Source organism: Allobosea sp. GW821-FHT03A12 (genome assembly GCF_058986765.1).
On the sequence record NZ_JBYSVZ010000003.1, the window covers coordinates 160706 to 178736 of the forward strand.

Here is an 18031-nt window from a genome sequence, read left to right on the forward strand (position 1 = left end):
AGGCGGGCGGCCTGAGTGTTGCCGCGGCAGGCGTCGACGCGATGACGGATCATCGCATCGGGCCACGCGAAGCTAGCACCGGGCGCGTCGGGCGCAACTCGACTTGCGATCGATTGAGCCCTTCTCGCCTCTTGCCTCTGCGCCGAGGCTGACGCTGAATGGCGCCGCGTCGCGGCGCGACCTTTAGAAAGACGGAGATGCTCGTGTTCAAGGTTCCCGCGCTGATCGGCATGACCGCAATCTTGGCCTGCCTTGGCGCCGCGCAGGCGCAGCAGCCGGCTGATCCGCGCCTGGCCGTGGCGACGCAGGCCTATGCTGCTCTGCCGGAAGCCGAGCGCAAGGCGATCCAGGCCGATTTGATCTGGACAGGCCATCTCAACAGCGCCGCGACCGGCAATTTCGGGGCGCTGACTTTCCGGGCCGTGAACAGCTTCAAGGCAGGGCGCGGCGAGCCGAATGGGCAATTGACGCCGGCCGAGCGGCAGGAGCTGGCGCGCCTCGCCAAGACTGCGCGCGACGCGGCGGGCTTTGCCGTGATCACCGACCAGCCGACCGGCGTGCGCATCGGCATCCCGCAAAAGCTCCTGCCGAAGCGCGAGGCGACGCCGGCCGGCGGCAGCCGCTGGCAGAGCGGCGACGGCAAGATCACGCTCGACGTCAGCGCGGGGCCTGCGACCGAGCCGCTCCAGGCGATCTTCGACCGGGCGATCGCGGTCAATCCGAACATCCAGCGCAAGGTCACCTACAAGCTGCTGCAGCCGAGTTTCTTCGTCGTCGCCGGCGAGACGCCGACCGGAAAGTTCTTCCGGCGGCAGGCGTTGGGACCCTCGGGCCTGCGCGGCTTCTCGGTCGGCTACGACAAGGGCATCTCCGCGACCTTCGACAAGGTGGTGACCGCGATCGCCGACAGTTTCGAGCCGTTCCCGAGCGGAGCGGCACCGGCTCCCGCGCCGACGCCGGCGGCTCCCGGTGCACCTGCGGTCGCGGCCACCCCGGCCCAGCCGGCGACCGAGCGCTTCGGTGTCGGCCTCGTCGTCGGCAAGGAGCTGGTGCTGACGGCGCGTGCCGTGGTCGATCCCTGCAAGGGGCTCAGGGTAGGGACGCGCCCGGCGAAACTACGCGCGCAGGACCAGGCGAGCGGGCTCGCATTGCTCGACGTGCCTGGGATGGCATCGGGCGTTGCGCCGGGGCTGCGCGATGCCGCGCCAGCGGCGAAGGAGGCGGTGGTCGTGCTCGCCTATGACGGAACCGCCGCTGCGCGGACCGCGGTCGCGCTGCCAGGAGAGGTGATGAGCGACGCCGTGCTGGCGCCCCTGCAGCCCGGCGGCGCCGGCAGCCCGGTCTTCGACCGGCAGGGGCGTCTTGCCGGGGTGGTCACGGCGAATCCTTCTGACAAGGCGCTGATCGCCGGGGTCGCGCCGCAGCGCAACTACGCCATCGCGGGCGTCGTGCAGCTCAAGGCGATGCTGGAGAAGGCCGATGCCAAGCCGGCTACTGCGGCAGCCGGTGGCGAGTTGAGCACCGGCGCGATCGCCGAAGCGGCGGGCAAGAGCGTCGTGCCGGTCGCCTGCGGGCTTTGATGCCCGTCAGCGTGATCGTGCATACAGCATACGAAGATGGTTGCCTGATCGGCGGCAATCGGTTCTGATAGCGGGATTACCAAGAAGGCCGCGCCATGGGGCGAAGAAGCTTTCAAAATTTAAATCGATTGAACGGGAGGATATTGACATGAGCAGAATCAGCAGACGTTCGGTCCTGGCTGGCGCGGCAGCGGCCGGTGCGACGGGATTAATCGCACGCCCGGCGATCGGCCAGGCGCAATGGCCGAACCGACCGGTGACCCTGGTCTGCCCCTGGGGCGCGGGCGGCGGCACCGACGCGACGGCGCGCATCATCGGCTCGCTGCTGGAGAGGAGCCTGGGCCAGCCCGTCAACGTCGTGAACCGCACCGGCGGCTCGGGCGTGGTCGGCCATTCGGCGATCGCGACAGCCGCACCCGACGGCTACACGATCGGGATGATCACTGTCGAAATCTCGATGATGCACCATCAGGGTCTGACCGACCTCAATCCGACCAGCTACACGCCGCTGGCGCTGATGAACGAGGATCCGCCGGGGGTGCAGGTCTCGGCATCGAGCCCGTACAAGGATATCAAGGCACTGGCCGAGGCGATCAAGGCCTCGCCGGCCGGCAAGCTCAAGGCGTCGGGCACTGGTCAGGGCGGTATCTGGCACCTCGCGCTGATCGGCTGGCTCGTCGCCATGGGCCTGAAGCCCGACCATGTCGCCTGGGCGCCATCGAACGGCGCCGCCCCGGCGATGCAGGACCTCGCCGCCGGAGGCGTCGACATCGTCACCTGTTCGGTGCCCGAAGGCAGGGCGATGATCGATGCCGGCAAGGCCAAGTCGCTCGCCATCATGGCCAAGGAGCGCAACCCGCAGTTCAAGGACGTGCCGACGCTCAACGAATCGCTCGGCATCAACTACTCGGTCGGCGCCTGGCGCGGCATCGCCGGGCCGAAGGGGCTGCCGGAGGCCGTGCAGACCAGGCTGATCGCCGAGCTGAAGAAGGCCTACGAGTCCAAGGAGTTCCAGGACTTCATGAACGCCCGCGGCTTCGGCATGACCTTTGCCGACCAGGCCGGCTTCACCAAGTTCATGGCCGAAGGCGACAAGGCGATGGGGGCTGCGATGACCGCGGCCGGCCTCGCCAAGAAGGCCTGACCAGACCTGTCATTTGTGAAGGGCCGGCCTCGCGCCGGCCCTGTACCGTGCGGACAAGCCGTGCGGGCGCATGGAGAGATTGCCGATGCGTTTCAACGACGCCGTGGTCGGAGCCGCGTTCATCCTGATCGCCGCCGCGATGATCGCGATGACCTTTTCGTTCCCCGCCTTTCCGGGCCAGCAATACGGGCCGAGCCTGTTTCCGCGCATCATCGGCGCCGGGATCATCGGCTGCTCGGCGCTGCTGATCGTTCGCGGTGTCCGGGAGCGCGCGACCGGCGGGCGCTGGCTCGCGCTCGATGACTGGACCGGCGTGCCCCGCCGCGTCGCCTCCTTCGCGCTGATGCTTGGCGCCATGGCGTTCTATGTCCTGGCCTCCGAGCCGCTCGGCTTCATTCCCTGCGCCTTCCTGATCCAGCTCGTGCTGTTCCTCTGGTTCGGCGTCAGGCCGATCACGGCGGTGGTGGTCGCGGTCGCCATGACCGGGCTGGTGCACTGGTTCTTCTCGTCGCTGATGCGTGTGCCACTGCCGCGCGGCGTCCTCGACAGCGTCCTTTGAGGAGCCGGTCATGAACGCGATCGCAACCGCTTTCGGCCTGGTCTTCGACCCCTATGTGCTGGCCGTTATCATGGGCTCGGCCGTCTTCGGCATGTTCGTCGGAGCGATGCCGGGCCTGACCGCGACCATGGCGACGGCCCTGCTGGTGCCGGTCACCTTCTTCATGTCGCCGGTGCCGGCGCTCGGCGCCATCGTCACCGCCACCGCCATGGCGATCTTCGCCGGCGACATCCCGGCGGCGATGCTGCGCATGCCCGGCACGCCCGCCTCGGCCGCCTATGCCGACGAGAGCTACGAGATGACCAAGAAGGGTCAGCTCGACCTGTGCATGGGCGTCAACCTCGTGTTTTCCGTGCTCGGCGGCATCTTCGGCGTGATCATCCTGATCGTGCTCGCGCCGGTCCTGGCCGAGGTCGCGATCAACTTCTCCTCCTTCGAGTATTTCTGGCTCGCCTGCCTCGGCCTGACCTGCGCGGTCTTCATCGGCACCGGCGATCCGCTGAAGGGTCTGCTCTCGCTGTTCATCGGCCTCGCCATCGGTTGCATCGGCATCGATCCCGCCGCCGGCCAGCCGCGCTTCACCTTTGGCAATGTCGACCTGCTCTCCGGCATCAACTTCATACCGACCTTGATCGGCATGTTCGCCGTCTCGGAACTGCTGCGCGGCGCCGTGACCATGGAAAAGGCCGGCATGATGGTGAAGCAGAGCGTCGGCAACATGTTCGCCGGCCTCGGCGAGGTGACGCGCAAATACTGGAAGAACTTCATCCGCGGCTCGGTGATCGGCACGGTGATCGGTGCCTTGCCGGGCGCCGGCGCCGACATCGCCGCCTGGGTCTCCTATGCGGTGTCGAAGAAGCTCTCGAAGGAGCCGGAGAAGTTCGGCACCGGCCATATCGAGGGCATCGTCGATTCGACCTCGGCCAACAATTCCGCGCTCGGCGGCGCCTGGATTCCGGCGCTGGTCTTCGGCATCCCTGGCGATTCGATCACTGCGATCGTCATCGGCGTGCTCTACATGAAGGGCATGAACCCCGGGCCGACGGTCTTCCTGCAGACGCCGGAGCTGATCTACGCCGTCTTCATCATCTTCATCCTCGCCAACCTGCTGATGTTCCCGCTCGGCTGGGCGGCGATCAAATCGGCCAAGCAGATCCTGCGGGTGCCGCGCAACATCCTGCTGCCGATCATCCTGATCTTCTGCATGGTCGGCTCCTTCGCCATGACCAACTCGCTCTACGGCGTCGTGCTGATGGTGGTGATGGGCCTGTTCGGCTGGCTGCTCGAGGAACACGGCATCCCGGTCGCGCCGCTGATCCTCGGCCTCGTGCTCGGCGAGATGCTGGAGCAGAACTTCATGACCTCGATGATCAAGTCGAACGGTTCGTTCATCGGCTTCCTCGACCGGCCGATCGCCGGCACCCTCGGCGTGCTGACGCTGCTGCTCTGGGGCGCGATGGTCTGGAAGGCGCTGCCCTTCGGCCGGCGGCAGCCGGCGGCGGCATGACATTGCAGCCGGCAGCGACTGCTGCCGGCCATGATCCCGAATCAGTGCTAGAGACGGGCGCATGGACGATGCGCTCGACGAAGGGCAGGGCGGTGGCGGCACGGTCGAGGTGCTGATTCCGCTCGGCCTCGACCAGGCCTATAGCTATGCCGTGCCGCCGGGGCTGACGCTTGCGCCGGGCGATGTCGTGCAGGTGCCGCTCGGGCCGCGCGAGACGGTCGGCGTCGTCTGGGAAGCGGGCTCGGGCCGCGGCGGCAATCTGAAGAAGGTCGCGGCCAAGCTCGACATGCCGCCGCTCGATCCGGCCCTGCGCAAGCTGGTCGACTGGGTCGCCTGGTACACGCTCGCCGCCAAGGGCTCGGTGCTGGCGCTGGCCTTGCGCCGTCCGCCCGACGATACGCCGGAGCGACCGAAGCTCGGCGTGAGATTGGTCGGCGCGCCGCCGGCACGGATGACGCCGGCTCGCGCTCGCGCCATCGCCGCCGCCGAGGGTGGGCTGCTGATCGGCAAGTCGGCACTGGCCGAGGCGGCTTCGGTCAGCGCCGCGGTGATCGATTCCCTGGTCGATGCCGGTACCTTCAGCGTCGAGCCCTTGCCGCAGGAGGCGATCGCAGCGCGGCCCGATCCCGACCATGCCAGGCCGCAGCTATCCGACGACCAGCGCGCGGTCGGCGATGCGCTCGCCGAGCTTGTCCGCAAGCAGGCCTGGCAGGTCGCGCTGCTCGAAGGCGTCACCGGCTCCGGCAAGACCGAGGTCTATTTCGAGGCCGTCGCCGAGGCGATCCGGCTTGGGCGGCAGAGCGTCATCCTGATGCCGGAGATCGCGCTGACCGCGCAGTTCATCGACCGCTTCGAGGCGCGCTTTGGGGTCCGTCCGGGACTGTGGCACTCGGCGGTGAGCGGGCGCCGGCGCGAGCGCCTGCAGGCGGCGATCGCCAAGGGCGAGGCGCTGGTGGTCGCGGGCGCGCGCTCGGCGCTGTTTCTACCCTACCGCGATCTCGGCCTGATCGTCATCGATGAGGAGCACGAGGCCGCCTACAAGCAGGAGGACGGCGTCGCCTACCACGCCCGCGACATGGCGGTGGTGCGTGGGCGCATCGAGAACGCGCCCGTTATCCTCGCCTCGGCGACTCCGTCGCTGGAGACAAGGGTCAATGCCGAGCGCGGCCGCTATCTCCATCTCAAGCTGCCCGAGCGCTTTGGCGGGCGCGAGCTGCCGACGCTCGGCCTGGTCGACCTGCGCAGGGACAAGCCGGAGCGCGGGCGCTGGCTCTCATCCGGGCTGATCAAGGCGGTCGAAGCCAATCTCGAGGCGAAGGAGCAGTCGCTGCTCTTCCTCAACCGGCGTGGCTATGCACCTTTGACGCTCTGCCGCGATTGTGGCCACCGTTTCCAGTGCCCGAACTGCTCGGCCTGGCTGGTCGACCATCGCTTCCGCCGGGCGCTGGTCTGCCATCATTGCGGCCATGTCGAACGCCGGCCGCATGAATGCCCGGCCTGCCACCAACCGGAGAGTCTTGTCGCCTGCGGGCCGGGCGTCGAGCGCCTCGCCGAGGAGGTCGCGACCCTGTTCCCGCAGGCGCGCTCGATCGTGCTGTCGAGCGATTTCCCGGGAGGGACCGAGCGCCTGAAGCAGGAATTGATGGCGGTGGCCGAGGGCGAGTTCGACATCGTCATCGGCACCCAGCTCGTCGCCAAGGGCCACAACTTCCCGGGCATGACGCTGGTCGGGGTGATCGATGCCGATCTCGGCCTGACCTCCGGGGATCCGCGCGCCGCCGAGCGCACGTTCCAGGTGCTGCGGCAGGTCACCGGCCGGGCCGGGCGCGGCGAGAAGCCGGGGCGGGCGCTCCTCCAGACCCATGACCCGAACCATCCCGTGCTGAAGGCACTGATCTCCGGCGACCCCGAGCGCTTCTATGCCGCCGAGACCGCGGCGCGCGAGGCGGCCGGCCTGCCGCCCTTCGGGAGGCTCGCCGGGCTGATCGTCTCGGCGAACTCGCAGGGCGAGGCCGAGACGCATGCGCGGGCGCTGGCGCGCTGCGCCGAAGCACCGGCCGGCGTCGCCGTGCTCGGCCCGGCCGAGGCGCCGCTCGCCATCCTGCGCGGGCGCCACCGCATGCGGCTGATCGTGCGCACCGCGCGCGAGATCAATCTGCAGGATTACCTGCGCGCCTGGCTGAAGCGGGCGCCGCGACCGAAGGGTTCGGTCAGGGTCGCGGTCGACGTCGATCCGCAGAGTTTCTTGTGAGGTTGCCCGCTATTGGACGGTGAGATTGTAGTTTACCCGCGCGCAGCCAGAAGTGCCGCCGTAGCTGGTTCCGCAGAGATAGACGGTGAAATTGTCCTTTCCCTTGAAGCCAGGCTTCGGCTTGTAAAAAATGAAAATTCACCAACCTGTGACAATTGTCCGTTCGTCGGATCTTTCATGATCACTGCTTTTTCAAGAGGGCCTCTTGAAAGGGTATAGCTATATCTGCAGCCATTTTGATCCATGGTGCTTTCAAGTTCATTCTTACTGTTTTGACTGTACGCAATATTTGGGCCGTTGGTCTGACAATTTAGCTTCAATAGCTGCACGTTCGATGTCGCTACGCCTGTGGCGAGAAATGCGGCTACGGGGACCAGCATTCGCAACATGACCAAGCGTCTCCCTTCCGCAAGGGCAGTATTTCGCTGCGCAATTGATGAGGTCAAGACACCGGTCGACCTGCGGAGTTTTCCGCGAGTAAGCCCTACTGGACGATCGCCTCGTAGGTGAGCCTGGAGCACCCTGAGCCGCGATAGTTGACCGCGCAGATATAGATCACATAGCTGTCCTGCCCCCTGAAGCCCGGCTTCGGCTTGTACAGGAACGAGAATTCGCCGATCTGCGACAGCGTCCCGTTCTCGGGCTGCTTCATGACGACGGCCTTCTGGAACCGCGCATAGACGTAGCGGCAGCCGTCGCTATTCATGATCGACCGATAGGTGACCTTGTCGCTCTGCTCGACGCGGAAGCCCTGGCCTTGCGTCTGGCAGTTCGCGGTCGCCAGCGAGGCGGTCGTGCTCGCGAGCAGCAGGCCTGTTGTAAGAGCCGACCTCAGCATGGTGCGGCCGCCCCGAGATTTCTGCGAGAAGGCAAACGGCTATTCGACTGTCGCGTCATAGGTGATCCTGGAGCAGCCGGCTCCTCCGTTGCCGCTCCCGCAAACGTAAATCACGTAAGAGTCCTTTCCCAGGAATCCGAGTTTCGGCTTGTAGAAAAACGAGAACTCCCCGACCTGCGTAAGCGTGCCGTTTGCAGGGGATTTCATGGCGACCGCCTTTTCAAACATGAAAGTCCCGTTGGCTCGATAATTGTGGCGGCAGCCGGCTGCGTTCATCACGACGGTGTAGGTGACCTTGTCGTTCTGTGAAGGACGAAAATTGGAGCCTTGTGTCCGGCAAGCCGCCAAGACGGCGGAGAAGTCAGCGCTGATCAGCGTCAGCAGCGCTCCGCCGATAGCCGCTCTCAACATGGTTCGATCCGTCCAGGCCGGGTTCGGCGCCATCTTCGAGGCGGCGCGAGGCGGAATCAAGCGGGCTCGGGCAGTACGGCCGATGGAGCACGGGCGGAATTGCGGCTTCTGCTGCGCAGTCGTGGTGGTCGAGTGGCTTGCGCCCTCTGCTTCTTTCGACCGCATCCAAAGCATGGGAAGCGGGTATTTCGTCGGTTGCGCCCCCCGAAACCCCATGCTATCGCACCGCCGCAATCCAAGCGCCGCAAGCCCTGGAACAGGTTTGTCGCGCGCTTGATCATCGCAGCGTCGGGGCCGTGCACTCCACCTTCGTCAGAAGGTCGCCGGAGCGGTCCCCTGGAAGAGAGAGCGAGAGCGTGGCCGAGGGCGGATCGCAGGAACAGTCCCCAGTCTCGGGCGTGGCCGAGCGTTACGCGACGGCTCTGTTCGAACTGGCCAGCGAGGCCAAGACGGTCGATGCCGTCGCCAAGGACCTCGACGGCTTCGCGGCGATGATCGCCGAGAGCGACGATCTCAAGCGCCTGATCGAGAGCCCGGCTTTCTCGGCGCAGGACCAGGTCTCCACCATCACCGCGCTCACCGCCAAGGCCGGCATCGCCGGGCTTGCCGCCAATTTCATCGGCTTCGTCGCCAGCAAGCGCCGCCTGTTCGCGCTGCCGGGCATGATCCGCGCCTTCCGCGCCAAGGTCGCCGAGGCCAAGGGCGTCGTCAGCGCCGAGGTCACGCTCGCCGAGGAGCCGTCCGCGGCTCAGCTCAAGGACATCACCGCCGCCCTCAAGGAGGTCGCCGGCAAGGATGTCGACGTTTCGCTCAAGGTCGACCCGGCCATTATCGGGGGTCTCGTCGTCAAGATGGGCTCGCGCATGGTCGATGCGTCCCTGAAAACCAAGCTCAATTCTATTCGTCTTGCCATGAAAGAGGTCGGCTGATGGACATCCGCGCCGCTGAAATCTCCGCTATCCTGAAGTCGCAGATCTCGAACTTCGGCTCGGAAGCCTCGGTCACCGAGGTCGGTCAGGTTCTCTCCGTCGGTGACGGCATCGCCCGCGTCTACGGCCTCGACAAGGTCCAGGCCGGCGAGATGGTCGAGTTCGAGACGGGCGTGCGCGGCATGGCCCTCAACCTCGAGAGCGACAATGTCGGCGTCGTCATCTTCGGCTCCGACCGTGAGATCAAGGAAGGCCAGACCGTCAAGCGCACCGGCGCCATCGTCGACGTCCCCGTCGGCAAGGAGCTGCTCGGCCGCGTCGTCGACGCCCTCGGCAACCCGATCGACGGCAAGGGCCCGATCAAGTCGGCCCAGCGCGCCCGCGTCGACGTCAAGGCCCCCGGCATCATCCCGCGCAAGTCGGTGCACGAGCCGATGGCGACCGGCCTCAAGGCGATCGACGCCCTGATCCCGATCGGCCGCGGCCAGCGCGAGCTGATCATCGGCGACCGCCAGACCGGCAAGACCGCCGTGGCGCTCGACGCGATCCTGAACCAGAAGCCGCTCAACGTCGAAGGCGCTCCGGAGAGCCAGAAGCTCTACTGCGTCTACGTCGCCGTCGGCCAGAAGCGTTCGACCGTCGCCCAGCTGGTGAAGGTGCTCGAGGAGCGCGGCGCGATGGAGTACTCCATCGTCGTGGCGGCCACCGCCTCCGACCCGGCCCCGATGCAGTTCCTGGCGCCGTTCGCCGGCTGCTCGATGGGCGAGTATTTCCGCGACAACGGCATGCACGCCGTCATCATCTATGACGACCTGTCGAAGCAGGCCGTCGCCTACCGCCAGATGTCGCTGCTGCTGCGTCGCCCGCCGGGCCGCGAAGCCTATCCGGGCGACGTGTTCTATCTCCACTCCCGTCTGCTCGAGCGCGCCGCCAAGATGGGTGACGCTGCCGGCAATGGCTCGCTGACGGCGCTGCCGGTCATCGAGACCCAGGCCAACGACGTCTCGGCCTACATTCCGACCAACGTGATCTCGATCACCGACGGCCAGATCTTCCTCGAGACCGACCTGTTCTACCAGGGCATCCGCCCGGCGGTGAACGTCGGCCTCTCGGTGTCGCGCGTCGGCTCCTCGGCGCAGACCAAGGCGACCAAGAAGGTCGCGGGCAAGATCAAGGGCGAGCTCGCCCAGTATCGCGAAATGGCCGCCTTCGCCCAGTTCGGCTCGGACCTCGATGCGGTCACGCAGCGCCTGCTCAACCGCGGCGCTCGCCTGACCGAGCTCCTGAAGCAGCCGCAGTTCTCGCCGCTGAAGATGGAAGAGCAGGTCGTGGTGATCTATGCCGGCGTCAACGGCTATCTCGATCCGCTGCCGGTCAACAAGGTGCGCGCCTTCGAGGACGGGCTGCTCTCGCTCGTCCGCGGCAAGCATGCCGACCTGCTGAACGAGATCGGCTCCTCGAAGGATCTTTCGGACGCGAACGCCGCGAAGCTGAAGGGGATCGTCGAAGGCTTCGCCAAGTCCTTCGCCTGATCATTGCGAGCGCAGCGAGGCAATCCAGCCCCGCTGCGCACCAGTTCTGGATGCTTCGTCGCTGCGTTTCGCGGTGACGGATAGGGGATCAAGACCGGATGCCGTCCCTTAAGGACCTACGCAACCGCATCGCCTCGGTGAAGGCGACGCAGAAGATCACCAAGGCCATGCAGATGGTCGCGGCGGCGAAGCTGCGCCGCGCGCAGACCGCGGCCGAGGCGGCCCGTCCCTATGCCGAGCGCATGGAAGCGGTGCTGGCCAACCTCGCCGGCGGCCTCGCCAATGGCAGCGCGCCGCGCCTGATCGCCGGCACGGGCTCGGACAAGGTCCAGCTGCTCGTCGTCTGCACGGCCGAGCGCGGCCTGTGCGGCGCCTTCAACTCCTCGATCGCCCGTCTCGCCCGCGACAAGGCGAATGCGCTCAAGGCCGAAGGCAAGACGGTCAAGATCATCTGCGTTGGCAAGAAGGGCTATGACATCCTGCGCCGGCAGTTCGCCGCGGATATCATCGAGCTCGTCGACCTGCGCGCCTTCAAGCAGCTCGGCTTCGCCAATGCCGAGACGATCGCGCAGAACATCCTGACGCGCTTCGCGGCTGGCGAGTTCGACGTCGCGACGCTGTTCTTCTCGAAGTTCAAGTCGGTGATCTCGCAGATCCCGACCGCGCAGCAGATCATCCCGGCCGAGATCCCGGCCGGCGCCAAGACGACCGATGCGGTCTACGACTACGAGCCGGAAGAGAGCGAGATCCTCGAGACGCTGCTGCCGCGCAACCTGACCGTTCAGGTGCTGCGGGCGCTGCTCGAGAACGCCGCCTCCGAGCAGGGCGCGCGCATGTCCGCCATGGACTCCGCCACGCGCAATGCCGGCGAGATGATCAAGAAGCAGACGACGATCTACAACCGCTCGCGTCAGGCGATGATCACCAAGGAACTGATCGAGATCATCTCCGGCGCGGAAGCGCTCTAACCGCCTAAATTCAGGCCGGCGTGCCGGCCCCCCGACACGCTTCGCATCCGAGGTTCGAACCATGGCCAAAGCCGCTACCAAGACCAAGACCGACAAGCCCGCCAACACCGGCACCGGCCGCGTTTCGCAGGTCATCGGCGCCGTCGTCGACGTGCAGTTCGACGGCACCCTGCCGGAGATCCTGAACGCGCTCGAGACCACGAACCTCGGCAACCGCCTCGTCCTCGAGGTCGCCCAGCACCTCGGCGAGAACACCGTCCGCACCATCGCCATGGACTCGACCGAAGGTCTGGTCCGCGGCCAGGAGGTCACCGACACCGGCGCGCCGATCTCGGTTCCGGTCGGCGACGAGTGCCTCGGCCGCATCATGAACGTCATCGGCGAGCCGGTCGACGAAGCCGGCCCGATCAAGACCACCAACACCCGCGGCATCCACCAGCCGGCTCCGTCCTATGCCGAGCAGGCCACGGACGCGCAGATCCTGGTCACCGGCATCAAGGTCGTCGACCTCTTGGCTCCCTACGCCAAGGGCGGCAAGATCGGCCTGTTCGGCGGCGCCGGCGTCGGCAAGACCGTGCTGATCATGGAGCTGATCAACAACGTCGCGAAGGCCCACGGCGGCTACTCGGTGTTCGCCGGCGTCGGCGAGCGCACCCGCGAGGGTAACGACCTCTATCACGAGATGATCGAGTCGGGCGTGAACAAGAAGGGCGGCGGCGAAGGCTCCAAGTGCGCCCTCGTCTACGGCCAGATGAACGAGCCCCCGGGCGCCCGCATGCGCGTCGCCCTGTCCGGCCTGACCGTCGCGGAAGACTTCCGCGACCGCGGCCAGGACGTGCTGTTCTTCGTCGACAACATTTTCCGCTTCACCCAGGCCGGCTCGGAAGTGTCGGCGCTGCTCGGCCGCATCCCGTCGGCGGTCGGCTATCAGCCGACGCTCGCCACGGACATGGGCAACCTGCAGGAGCGGATCACCACCACCAACAAGGGCTCGATCACCTCGGTGCAGGCGATCTACGTGCCGGCGGACGACCTGACCGACCCGGCGCCCGCGACCTCCTTCGCCCACCTGGACGCCACCACCGTGCTCTCGCGTTCGATCGCGGAAAAGGGCATCTACCCGGCGGTCGACCCGCTCGACTCGACCTCGCGCATGCTCTCGGCCGCCATCGTCGGTGACGAGCACTACGGCGTCGCCCGCCAGGTCCAGCAGATCCTCCAGCGCTACAAGGCCCTGCAGGACATCATCGCGATTCTGGGCATGGACGAGCTTTCGGAAGAGGACAAGCTTGCCGTCGCCCGCGCCCGCAAGATCGAGCGCTTCCTGTCGCAGCCCTTCTTCGTCGCCGAAGTCTTCACCGGTTCGCCGGGCAAGCTCGTTGCGCTCGAGGACACGATCAAGGGCTTCAAGGGCCTGGTCGAGGGCAAGTACGACCACCTGCCGGAAGCCGCCTTCTACATGGTTGGCTCGATCGAGGAAGCGATCGAGAAGGCCCAGCGCCTGGCTGCCGAGGCGGCGTAAGTTTCACGGGCCATTCCGGCCGGCGCCAGCCGGCCGGGAGGCGTGACACGCGTCATTCCCGGGCTTGCCCCGGGAATCTCTGGACGGGAAGACACTGGTTTCAGAGATGGTCGGGTCAGGCCCGGTCATGACGAGCCTGGAGAGATTTTACGATGGCCACCTTCAAGTTCGAACTAGTCTCGCCGGAGCGCATCCTGTTCTCGGGTGACGCCGTCAGCGTCATCGTGCCGTCGGTCGAGGGCGAGATGACCGTGCTCGCCGGTCACGCCCCGGTCGTCGCCGTGCTCAAGCCCGGCATCGTCCTGGTCCAGACCGACTCGAGCAACGGCAAGGAATTCTTCGTCTCGGGCGGCCTCGCCGAGGTCAACGCGACGAGCGTCACCATCCTGGCCGAGCAGGCCCGCTTCCTCGAGGACGTCGACAACGCCGTCCTCGACGCGGAGATCCTGACCGCCGAGACCCGCCATGCCGGCTCGCATGACGAGGCCGAGAAGAAGCGCCTGCACGACCAGCTCGTGCAGCTGCGCGAATTCAAGGGCGTGTTCGAGCAGCGCAAGGCGGCCTGAGGCCACCTCGCGACGGGTGACGAGATGAAAGGGCCGCGCAAGCGGCCCTTTTTCATTGTGATGAGAGGGCGAGGATCAGGCCGCAGGGGCGGCGAACTCGGCGAAGGCCGTGACCACTTTCTCGTAGACCGCCCGCTTGAACGGCACGATGCGCTCGGGCATTTCCGCTAGCGGCAGCCAGGCCCATTCCGAGAACTCCGCCGGCTCGTCGCCGTTCGGCCGGGTGATGTCGAATTCGGTCTCTTTGCCGGCGAAGCGGAAGGCGACCCAGCGCTGACGCTGGCCGCGGAAGGCAGTCAGCCTGTGCGGCGGGCCGGCATAGGCGGGGAAGTCGTAAGCCCACCAGTCCTGCGTGGCCGCGAGGAGGGCGGCGCTGGTCACGCCGGTTTCCTCGGCCAGCTCGCGGCGGGCCGCCGCGACGATATCCTCATCCGCATCGATGCCGCCTTGCGGCATCTGCCAATCGAAGCCCGGCAGCACGATCTCGGGCCCGGCGCTGTGCGAGCGGCCGGCGAAGACGCGGCCCTCGGCATTGAACAGGGCGATGCCGACATTGGGGCGGTAGGGGAGGGAAGAGGCCATGACCCTCCCGCTACCACGTCATGGCCAGCAAGGTGAACTCAGGCCGCGATCGCCTCAGCCAGTGCCACCACCCGCTTGGCCATCTCGGCATGCAGACGCTCGACCATGCGGCCGTCGAGCTGGATCGCGCCCTTGTCGGCATTGGCCGGCTCGGCGAAGGCCGAGATGATGGCGCGGGCGCGGGCGAGCTCGGTCTCCTCAGGCGCGAAAGCCGTGTTCGCCATCGCGACCTGGTTCGGATGGATCAGGGTCTTGCCGTCGAAGCCGAGATCGCGGGCCTGCTCGCATTCGGCCCGGAAGCCGTCCTCGTCCTTGAGATCGTTGTAGACGCCGTCGACCACATCGATGCCATGGGCGCGGGCGGCGAGGATCGCCGTGGTCAGCCAGGGCAGCATGGGCGCGCGGCCCGGAACGAAGCGGGCGCGGGTCTCCTTGGCAAGGTCGTTGGTGCCGAGGATGAAGCAGGCGAGACGGGTCGAGGGATCGCGGGCGGCGCGGGCGATCTTCTCGCAGTCGAGAATGGCGAGCGGCGTCTCGATCATCGCCCAGACCCGCGTCTCCGGCTTGGCCCAGAGCCCGGTCAGGCGATGGCCGATCTCGACCAGGGTCTCGGGCGAGGAGACCTTGGGGATCAGGATCGCGTCCGGGCCCGCTTCGGACGCGGCGGCGAGATCGGCGTCGAACCAGGGCGTGTCGATGCCGTTGGTGCGGATGACGAGCTCGCGCCTGCCATAGCCGCCGGCCTTCACTGCAGCGCAGACCTGCTCGCGCGCCAGTTCCTTGGCGTCTGGGGCGACGGCGTCCTCAAGGTCGAGGATCAGCGCGTCGGCGGCGATCTCGCGGGCCTTCTCCAGGGCGCGGGCATTCGAGCCCGGCATATAGAGGACGCTGCGGCGCGGACGGATGTCGGTCATATTGTCTCTCCGGATTGAGGGTCGCCGGGTTCGCTGCAGTGCACACTAAGCTGCGCCGCAATGCAATGTCAGTTCTGCGAAAGACGAATGACAGGGCTGTGATGGGCTGGATTGCGGGTGTCGACGGTTGCAAGGCGGGCTGGATCGCGGCCTTCGCCGATCTTGAGGGGCGGGAAGCGCCCTTGTTCCGCGTCTTCGCGCACTGGACTGACCTGCTCGCCGGTCCGCTTGCGCCGGAGCTGATCGCCGTGGACATGCCGATCGGCCTGCCGGATCGGATCGTCGGATCGGGACGAGGCCCGGAGCAGGCGGTGCGGTCACTGCTCGGCGAGCGGCAATCCTCGGTGTTCTCGATCCCCTCGCGCAGCGCGGTCCATGCAGCCGACTATGCCGAGGCCTGCCGGCTGGCGCTCGCCACATCGGAGCCACCGCGCATGGTCTCGAAGCAGGGTTTCCATCTCTTTCCGCGCATCCGCGAGATCGACGCCCTGCTGCGGGCCGAGCCGAGTCGGCGGCTGCGCATCTTCGAGACCCATCCCGAACTCGCCTTCCGGACCATGCGCGGTGCGCCGCTTCTGCATCCGAAGAAGATCAAGGGCGTGGTCAACCCGGCGGGAATGGCCGAGCGCCGCGCTTTGCTGCTGGCGGCAGGGCTGCCGGAGACAATCGTGCATGCGAGGCCGCCGCGTGGCGCCGGGGCCGACGATGCGCTCGACGCGCTCGCGGCGCTGGTCGTCGCCCGGCACATTGCCACCGGGCGCGGGAAGCCCTTCCCCGATCCGCCGGGACGCGATAGCCACGGTCTACCTATCGCGATCTGGACCTATGTCGCGGATCGCTCCCTCGTCCAGGATCCAGCCATGACAGACAAGCCTGTGCCGCGCTCGATGATCGAGGCCGCGGCTGACCGCATTGCCGGCCACGCCCGCACCACCCCGGTGATGCGGCTTGGCACCGGTGCCTTCGGCTCGCGCGCCGACGTCTCGCTCAAGCTCGAAAGCCTGCAGCATGCCGGCTCGTTCAAGACGCGCGGCGCCTTCAACAACCTGCTCTCGCTCGATGTTCCCGCCGCCGGCGTCGCCGCGGCCTCGGGCGGCAATCACGGCGCCGCCGTCGCCTATGCCGCCGGCAAGCGCGGGGTGAAGGCGACGATCTTCGTGCCGGAGATCTCGCCGGCCGCCAAGATCGAGGCGATCCGCCGATTCGGTGCCGAGGTCCGCATCGGCGGCGCGCAATATGACGATGCCCAGGCCGCTTGCGACAAGTTCGTGGCCGAGACCGGCGCGCTGAAGATCCATCCCTTCTCGGCCAAGGAGACGATTGCCGGCCAGGGCACGCTCGGCCGCGAATGGCATAAGCAGGAGCCCGATCTCGACACCGTCCTCGTCGCGGTCGGCGGTGGCGGGCTGATCTCCGGCATCGCCGCCTGGTTCGCCGGCACCAGCGTCAAGGTCGTCGGCGTCGAGCCCGAAGGCTCGCGGGCGCTGCAGGCCGCCTTCGAGGCGAAGGGACCGGTGACGGTGACCGTCGCCTCGGTCGCGGCCGATTCGCTCGGGGCCCGCAATGTCGGACAGCTGGTCTATGACGTCTGTGAAGGTACGGTCGACCATATCGCTTTGGTGCCGGATGCAGCGATCATTGAGGCGCAGCGCGTGCTCTGGCGCGATTTCCGCCTGGCGGTCGAGCCGGGTGGCGCGGCGGCGCTGGGCGCGCTGATCGGCGGCTCCTACAAGCCGAAGCCGGGCGAGCGTCTCGGCGTCCTCGTCTGCGGCGCCAATGTCGACCTGACGAAGCTGGTCGAGATCACCGCATGAGCAAACGCCGCATCGCGACGGGCGGCAAGGCGCTCTACGGCGCGCCACTCGGCGTGCTGATGCTGGAGGCGCGCTTTCCGCGCATCTTCGGCGATATGGGCAATGCCACGACCTGGCCCTTCCCGGTGCTTTACCGCGTCGTCTCCGGGGCGAGTCCCGAGAAGGTGGTGCTGAAGGGAGCGGCCGGGCTGCTCCCTGACTTCGTCGCGGCGGCGCAGGAGCTGGTCCGGCACGGTGCCGAGGCGATCACCACCAATTGCGGCTTTCTCTCGCTGTTCCAGAAGGAGCTCGCGGCGGCTGTCGGCGTGCCCGTCGCGACTTCCTCGCTGATGCAGGTGCCCTGGGTGCAGGCGACCTTGCCGCCGGGCAAGCGCGTCGGCCTCGTCACGGTCTCGGCGGCGACACTGACGCCGCAGCATCTAACCGCTGTCGGCGTCCCCGCCGATACGCCGGTGACTGGCACCGAGAACGGCCGCGAATTCTTCCGCGTGCTGATCAAAGCGGAGAAGGAGGAGATGGATGTCGACCTCGCCGAGCAGGACGTGGTCGAGGCCGCGCTACGGCTGGTCGCGGAGCATCCCGAGGTTGGCGCCATCGTGCTCGAATGCACCAACATGCCGCCCTATGCGGCTGCGGTGCAGGCGGCGACCGGGCTGCCGGTCTACGACATCTATTCGATGATCACCTGGTTCCATGCCGGCTTGAGGCCACGCGACTTCCGCTAGAGCCCGTTCCGATCAGCATGCATAGCAAGCTGATCGGCAAAACGGTCTCTAAGCTCAAAGTGAGAGACGGATTCACCGATCAGGTTGATTTCAACCTGATCGGATCCGGCTCTGATCTCCGTCATTCGGCCGGCTTTACGGCGGGCCACGCCGCAGCGCACAATGAAAGCCCGCCGCGAGAGCCAAGCC

The 18031-nt window shown here is 67.1% G+C and carries 16 protein-coding genes; 12 read left to right on the top strand and 4 right to left on the bottom strand.

What is annotated here, in order from left to right; translation table 11 throughout:
- Positions 1-203: 203 nt before the first annotated feature.
- From AC3WLC_RS08565 to AC3WLC_RS08585, 5 genes are all read left to right on the top strand, one after another.
- Positions 204-1580 (top strand): S1 family peptidase, encoded by a 1377-nt coding sequence (locus AC3WLC_RS08565; RefSeq protein ID WP_493683503.1) that lies wholly within the window; start codon positions 204-206, stop codon positions 1578-1580.
- A 148-nt stretch (positions 1581-1728) separates the two neighbouring features.
- The gene (locus tag AC3WLC_RS08570) at positions 1729-2724 is read left to right on the top strand and encodes a tripartite tricarboxylate transporter substrate binding protein (RefSeq protein ID WP_493683504.1); all 996 of its coding nucleotides are present in this window, start codon (positions 1729-1731) and stop codon (positions 2722-2724) included.
- A gap of 85 nt (positions 2725-2809) precedes the next feature.
- Entirely contained in the window at positions 2810-3283 is a 474-nt protein-coding gene (locus tag AC3WLC_RS08575) for a tripartite tricarboxylate transporter TctB family protein (RefSeq protein WP_493683505.1), read from the top strand.
- A 10-nt stretch (positions 3284-3293) separates the two neighbouring features.
- Complete coding sequence (locus tag AC3WLC_RS08580; protein ID WP_493683506.1) at positions 3294-4790, top strand: tripartite tricarboxylate transporter permease; 1497 nt, start codon at positions 3294-3296, stop codon at positions 4788-4790.
- Positions 4791-4851: 61 nt separating this feature from the next.
- Positions 4852-7041, top strand: a complete 2190-nt coding sequence (locus tag AC3WLC_RS08585; RefSeq protein WP_493683507.1) for a primosomal protein N' — start codon at positions 4852-4854, stop codon at positions 7039-7041.
- Between the two features lie 484 nt (positions 7042-7525).
- Here AC3WLC_RS08585 and AC3WLC_RS08590 read toward each other — a convergent pair whose 3' ends face one another.
- A complete protein-coding gene (locus tag AC3WLC_RS08590; RefSeq protein ID WP_493683508.1) occupies positions 7526-7879 on the bottom strand; it encodes an Ig-like domain-containing protein in 354 nt (117 codons plus the stop codon).
- Positions 7880-7918: 39 nt separating this feature from the next.
- Positions 7919-8290 carry a hypothetical protein gene (locus AC3WLC_RS08595; RefSeq protein ID WP_493683509.1) on the bottom strand — a complete coding sequence of 124 codons (372 nt, stop codon included), beginning with the start codon at positions 8288-8290 and terminating at the stop codon, positions 7919-7921.
- Positions 8291-8646: 356 nt separating this feature from the next.
- Here AC3WLC_RS08595 and AC3WLC_RS08600 point away from each other — a divergent pair, with 356 nt between their 5' ends.
- The 5 genes from AC3WLC_RS08600 (at position 8647) to AC3WLC_RS08620 (ending at position 13807) form a co-directional block, all read left to right on the top strand.
- Positions 8647-9219 (top strand): F0F1 ATP synthase subunit delta, encoded by a 573-nt coding sequence (locus tag AC3WLC_RS08600; RefSeq protein ID WP_493683510.1) that lies wholly within the window; start codon positions 8647-8649, stop codon positions 9217-9219.
- Positions 9219-10751, top strand: coding sequence for a F0F1 ATP synthase subunit alpha (atpA, locus tag AC3WLC_RS08605; protein WP_346363794.1), 1533 nt, complete (start codon positions 9219-9221; stop codon positions 10749-10751). The genes AC3WLC_RS08600 and atpA overlap by 1 nt, the downstream gene beginning before the upstream one ends.
- Positions 10752-10849: 98 nt before the next feature.
- Positions 10850-11719, top strand: a complete 870-nt coding sequence (locus AC3WLC_RS08610) for a F0F1 ATP synthase subunit gamma (RefSeq protein WP_377795047.1) — start codon at positions 10850-10852, stop codon at positions 11717-11719.
- A 61-nt stretch (positions 11720-11780) separates the two neighbouring features.
- Entirely contained in the window at positions 11781-13241 is a 1461-nt protein-coding gene (gene atpD / locus AC3WLC_RS08615; RefSeq protein ID WP_291675600.1) for a F0F1 ATP synthase subunit beta, read from the top strand.
- 152 nt (positions 13242-13393) lie between these two features.
- The gene (locus tag AC3WLC_RS08620) at positions 13394-13807 is read left to right on the top strand and encodes a F0F1 ATP synthase subunit epsilon (RefSeq protein WP_493683511.1); all 414 of its coding nucleotides are present in this window, start codon (positions 13394-13396) and stop codon (positions 13805-13807) included.
- A 75-nt stretch (positions 13808-13882) separates the two neighbouring features.
- Here the strand turns inward: AC3WLC_RS08620 and AC3WLC_RS08625 are convergent, their stop codons facing one another.
- Together AC3WLC_RS08625 and AC3WLC_RS08630 are read right to left on the bottom strand one after the other, a co-directional pair.
- Entirely contained in the window at positions 13883-14389 is a 507-nt protein-coding gene (locus AC3WLC_RS08625) for an RNA pyrophosphohydrolase (protein ID WP_493683512.1), read from the bottom strand.
- A 38-nt stretch (positions 14390-14427) separates the two neighbouring features.
- Entirely contained in the window at positions 14428-15303 is an 876-nt protein-coding gene (locus tag AC3WLC_RS08630; protein WP_493683513.1) for an HpcH/HpaI aldolase/citrate lyase family protein, read from the bottom strand.
- 101 nt (positions 15304-15404) lie between these two features.
- Here AC3WLC_RS08630 and AC3WLC_RS08635 point away from each other — a divergent pair, with 101 nt between their 5' ends.
- Both AC3WLC_RS08635 and AC3WLC_RS08640 read left to right on the top strand, forming a co-directional pair.
- Positions 15405-17117 (top strand): serine/threonine dehydratase, encoded by a 1713-nt coding sequence (locus AC3WLC_RS08635; protein WP_493683514.1) that lies wholly within the window; start codon positions 15405-15407, stop codon positions 17115-17117.
- Positions 17114-17842 carry an aspartate/glutamate racemase family protein gene (locus AC3WLC_RS08640; protein ID WP_493683515.1) on the top strand — a complete coding sequence of 243 codons (729 nt, stop codon included), beginning with the start codon at positions 17114-17116 and terminating at the stop codon, positions 17840-17842. Before AC3WLC_RS08635 ends, AC3WLC_RS08640 begins: the two co-directional genes overlap by 4 nt.
- The last annotated feature ends 189 nt before the right edge of the window (positions 17843-18031 follow it).

Coding starts and splice junctions, on each gene's coding strand:
- AC3WLC_RS08570 (WP_493683504.1), top strand. CDS start 1,729: ATGAGCAGAATCAGCAGACGTTCGGTCCTGGCTGGCGCGGCAGCGGCC.
- AC3WLC_RS08575 (WP_493683505.1), top strand. CDS start 2,810: ATGCGTTTCAACGACGCCGTGGTCGGAGCCGCGTTCATCCTGATCGCC.
- AC3WLC_RS08580 (WP_493683506.1), top strand. CDS start 3,294: ATGAACGCGATCGCAACCGCTTTCGGCCTGGTCTTCGACCCCTATGTG.
- AC3WLC_RS08585 (WP_493683507.1), top strand. CDS start 4,852: ATGGACGATGCGCTCGACGAAGGGCAGGGCGGTGGCGGCACGGTCGAG.
- AC3WLC_RS08590 (WP_493683508.1), bottom strand. CDS start 7,879: ATGCTGAGGTCGGCTCTTACAACAGGCCTGCTGCTCGCGAGCACGACC.
- AC3WLC_RS08595 (WP_493683509.1), bottom strand. CDS start 8,290: ATGTTGAGAGCGGCTATCGGCGGAGCGCTGCTGACGCTGATCAGCGCT.
- atpA (WP_346363794.1), top strand. CDS start 9,219: ATGGACATCCGCGCCGCTGAAATCTCCGCTATCCTGAAGTCGCAGATC.
- AC3WLC_RS08610 (WP_377795047.1), top strand. CDS start 10,850: ATGCCGTCCCTTAAGGACCTACGCAACCGCATCGCCTCGGTGAAGGCG.
- atpD (WP_291675600.1), top strand. CDS start 11,781: ATGGCCAAAGCCGCTACCAAGACCAAGACCGACAAGCCCGCCAACACC.
- AC3WLC_RS08620 (WP_493683511.1), top strand. CDS start 13,394: ATGGCCACCTTCAAGTTCGAACTAGTCTCGCCGGAGCGCATCCTGTTC.
- AC3WLC_RS08625 (WP_493683512.1), bottom strand. CDS start 14,389: ATGGCCTCTTCCCTCCCCTACCGCCCCAATGTCGGCATCGCCCTGTTC.
- AC3WLC_RS08630 (WP_493683513.1), bottom strand. CDS start 15,303: ATGACCGACATCCGTCCGCGCCGCAGCGTCCTCTATATGCCGGGCTCG.
- AC3WLC_RS08635 (WP_493683514.1), top strand. CDS start 15,405: ATGGGCTGGATTGCGGGTGTCGACGGTTGCAAGGCGGGCTGGATCGCG.
- AC3WLC_RS08640 (WP_493683515.1), top strand. CDS start 17,114: ATGAGCAAACGCCGCATCGCGACGGGCGGCAAGGCGCTCTACGGCGCG.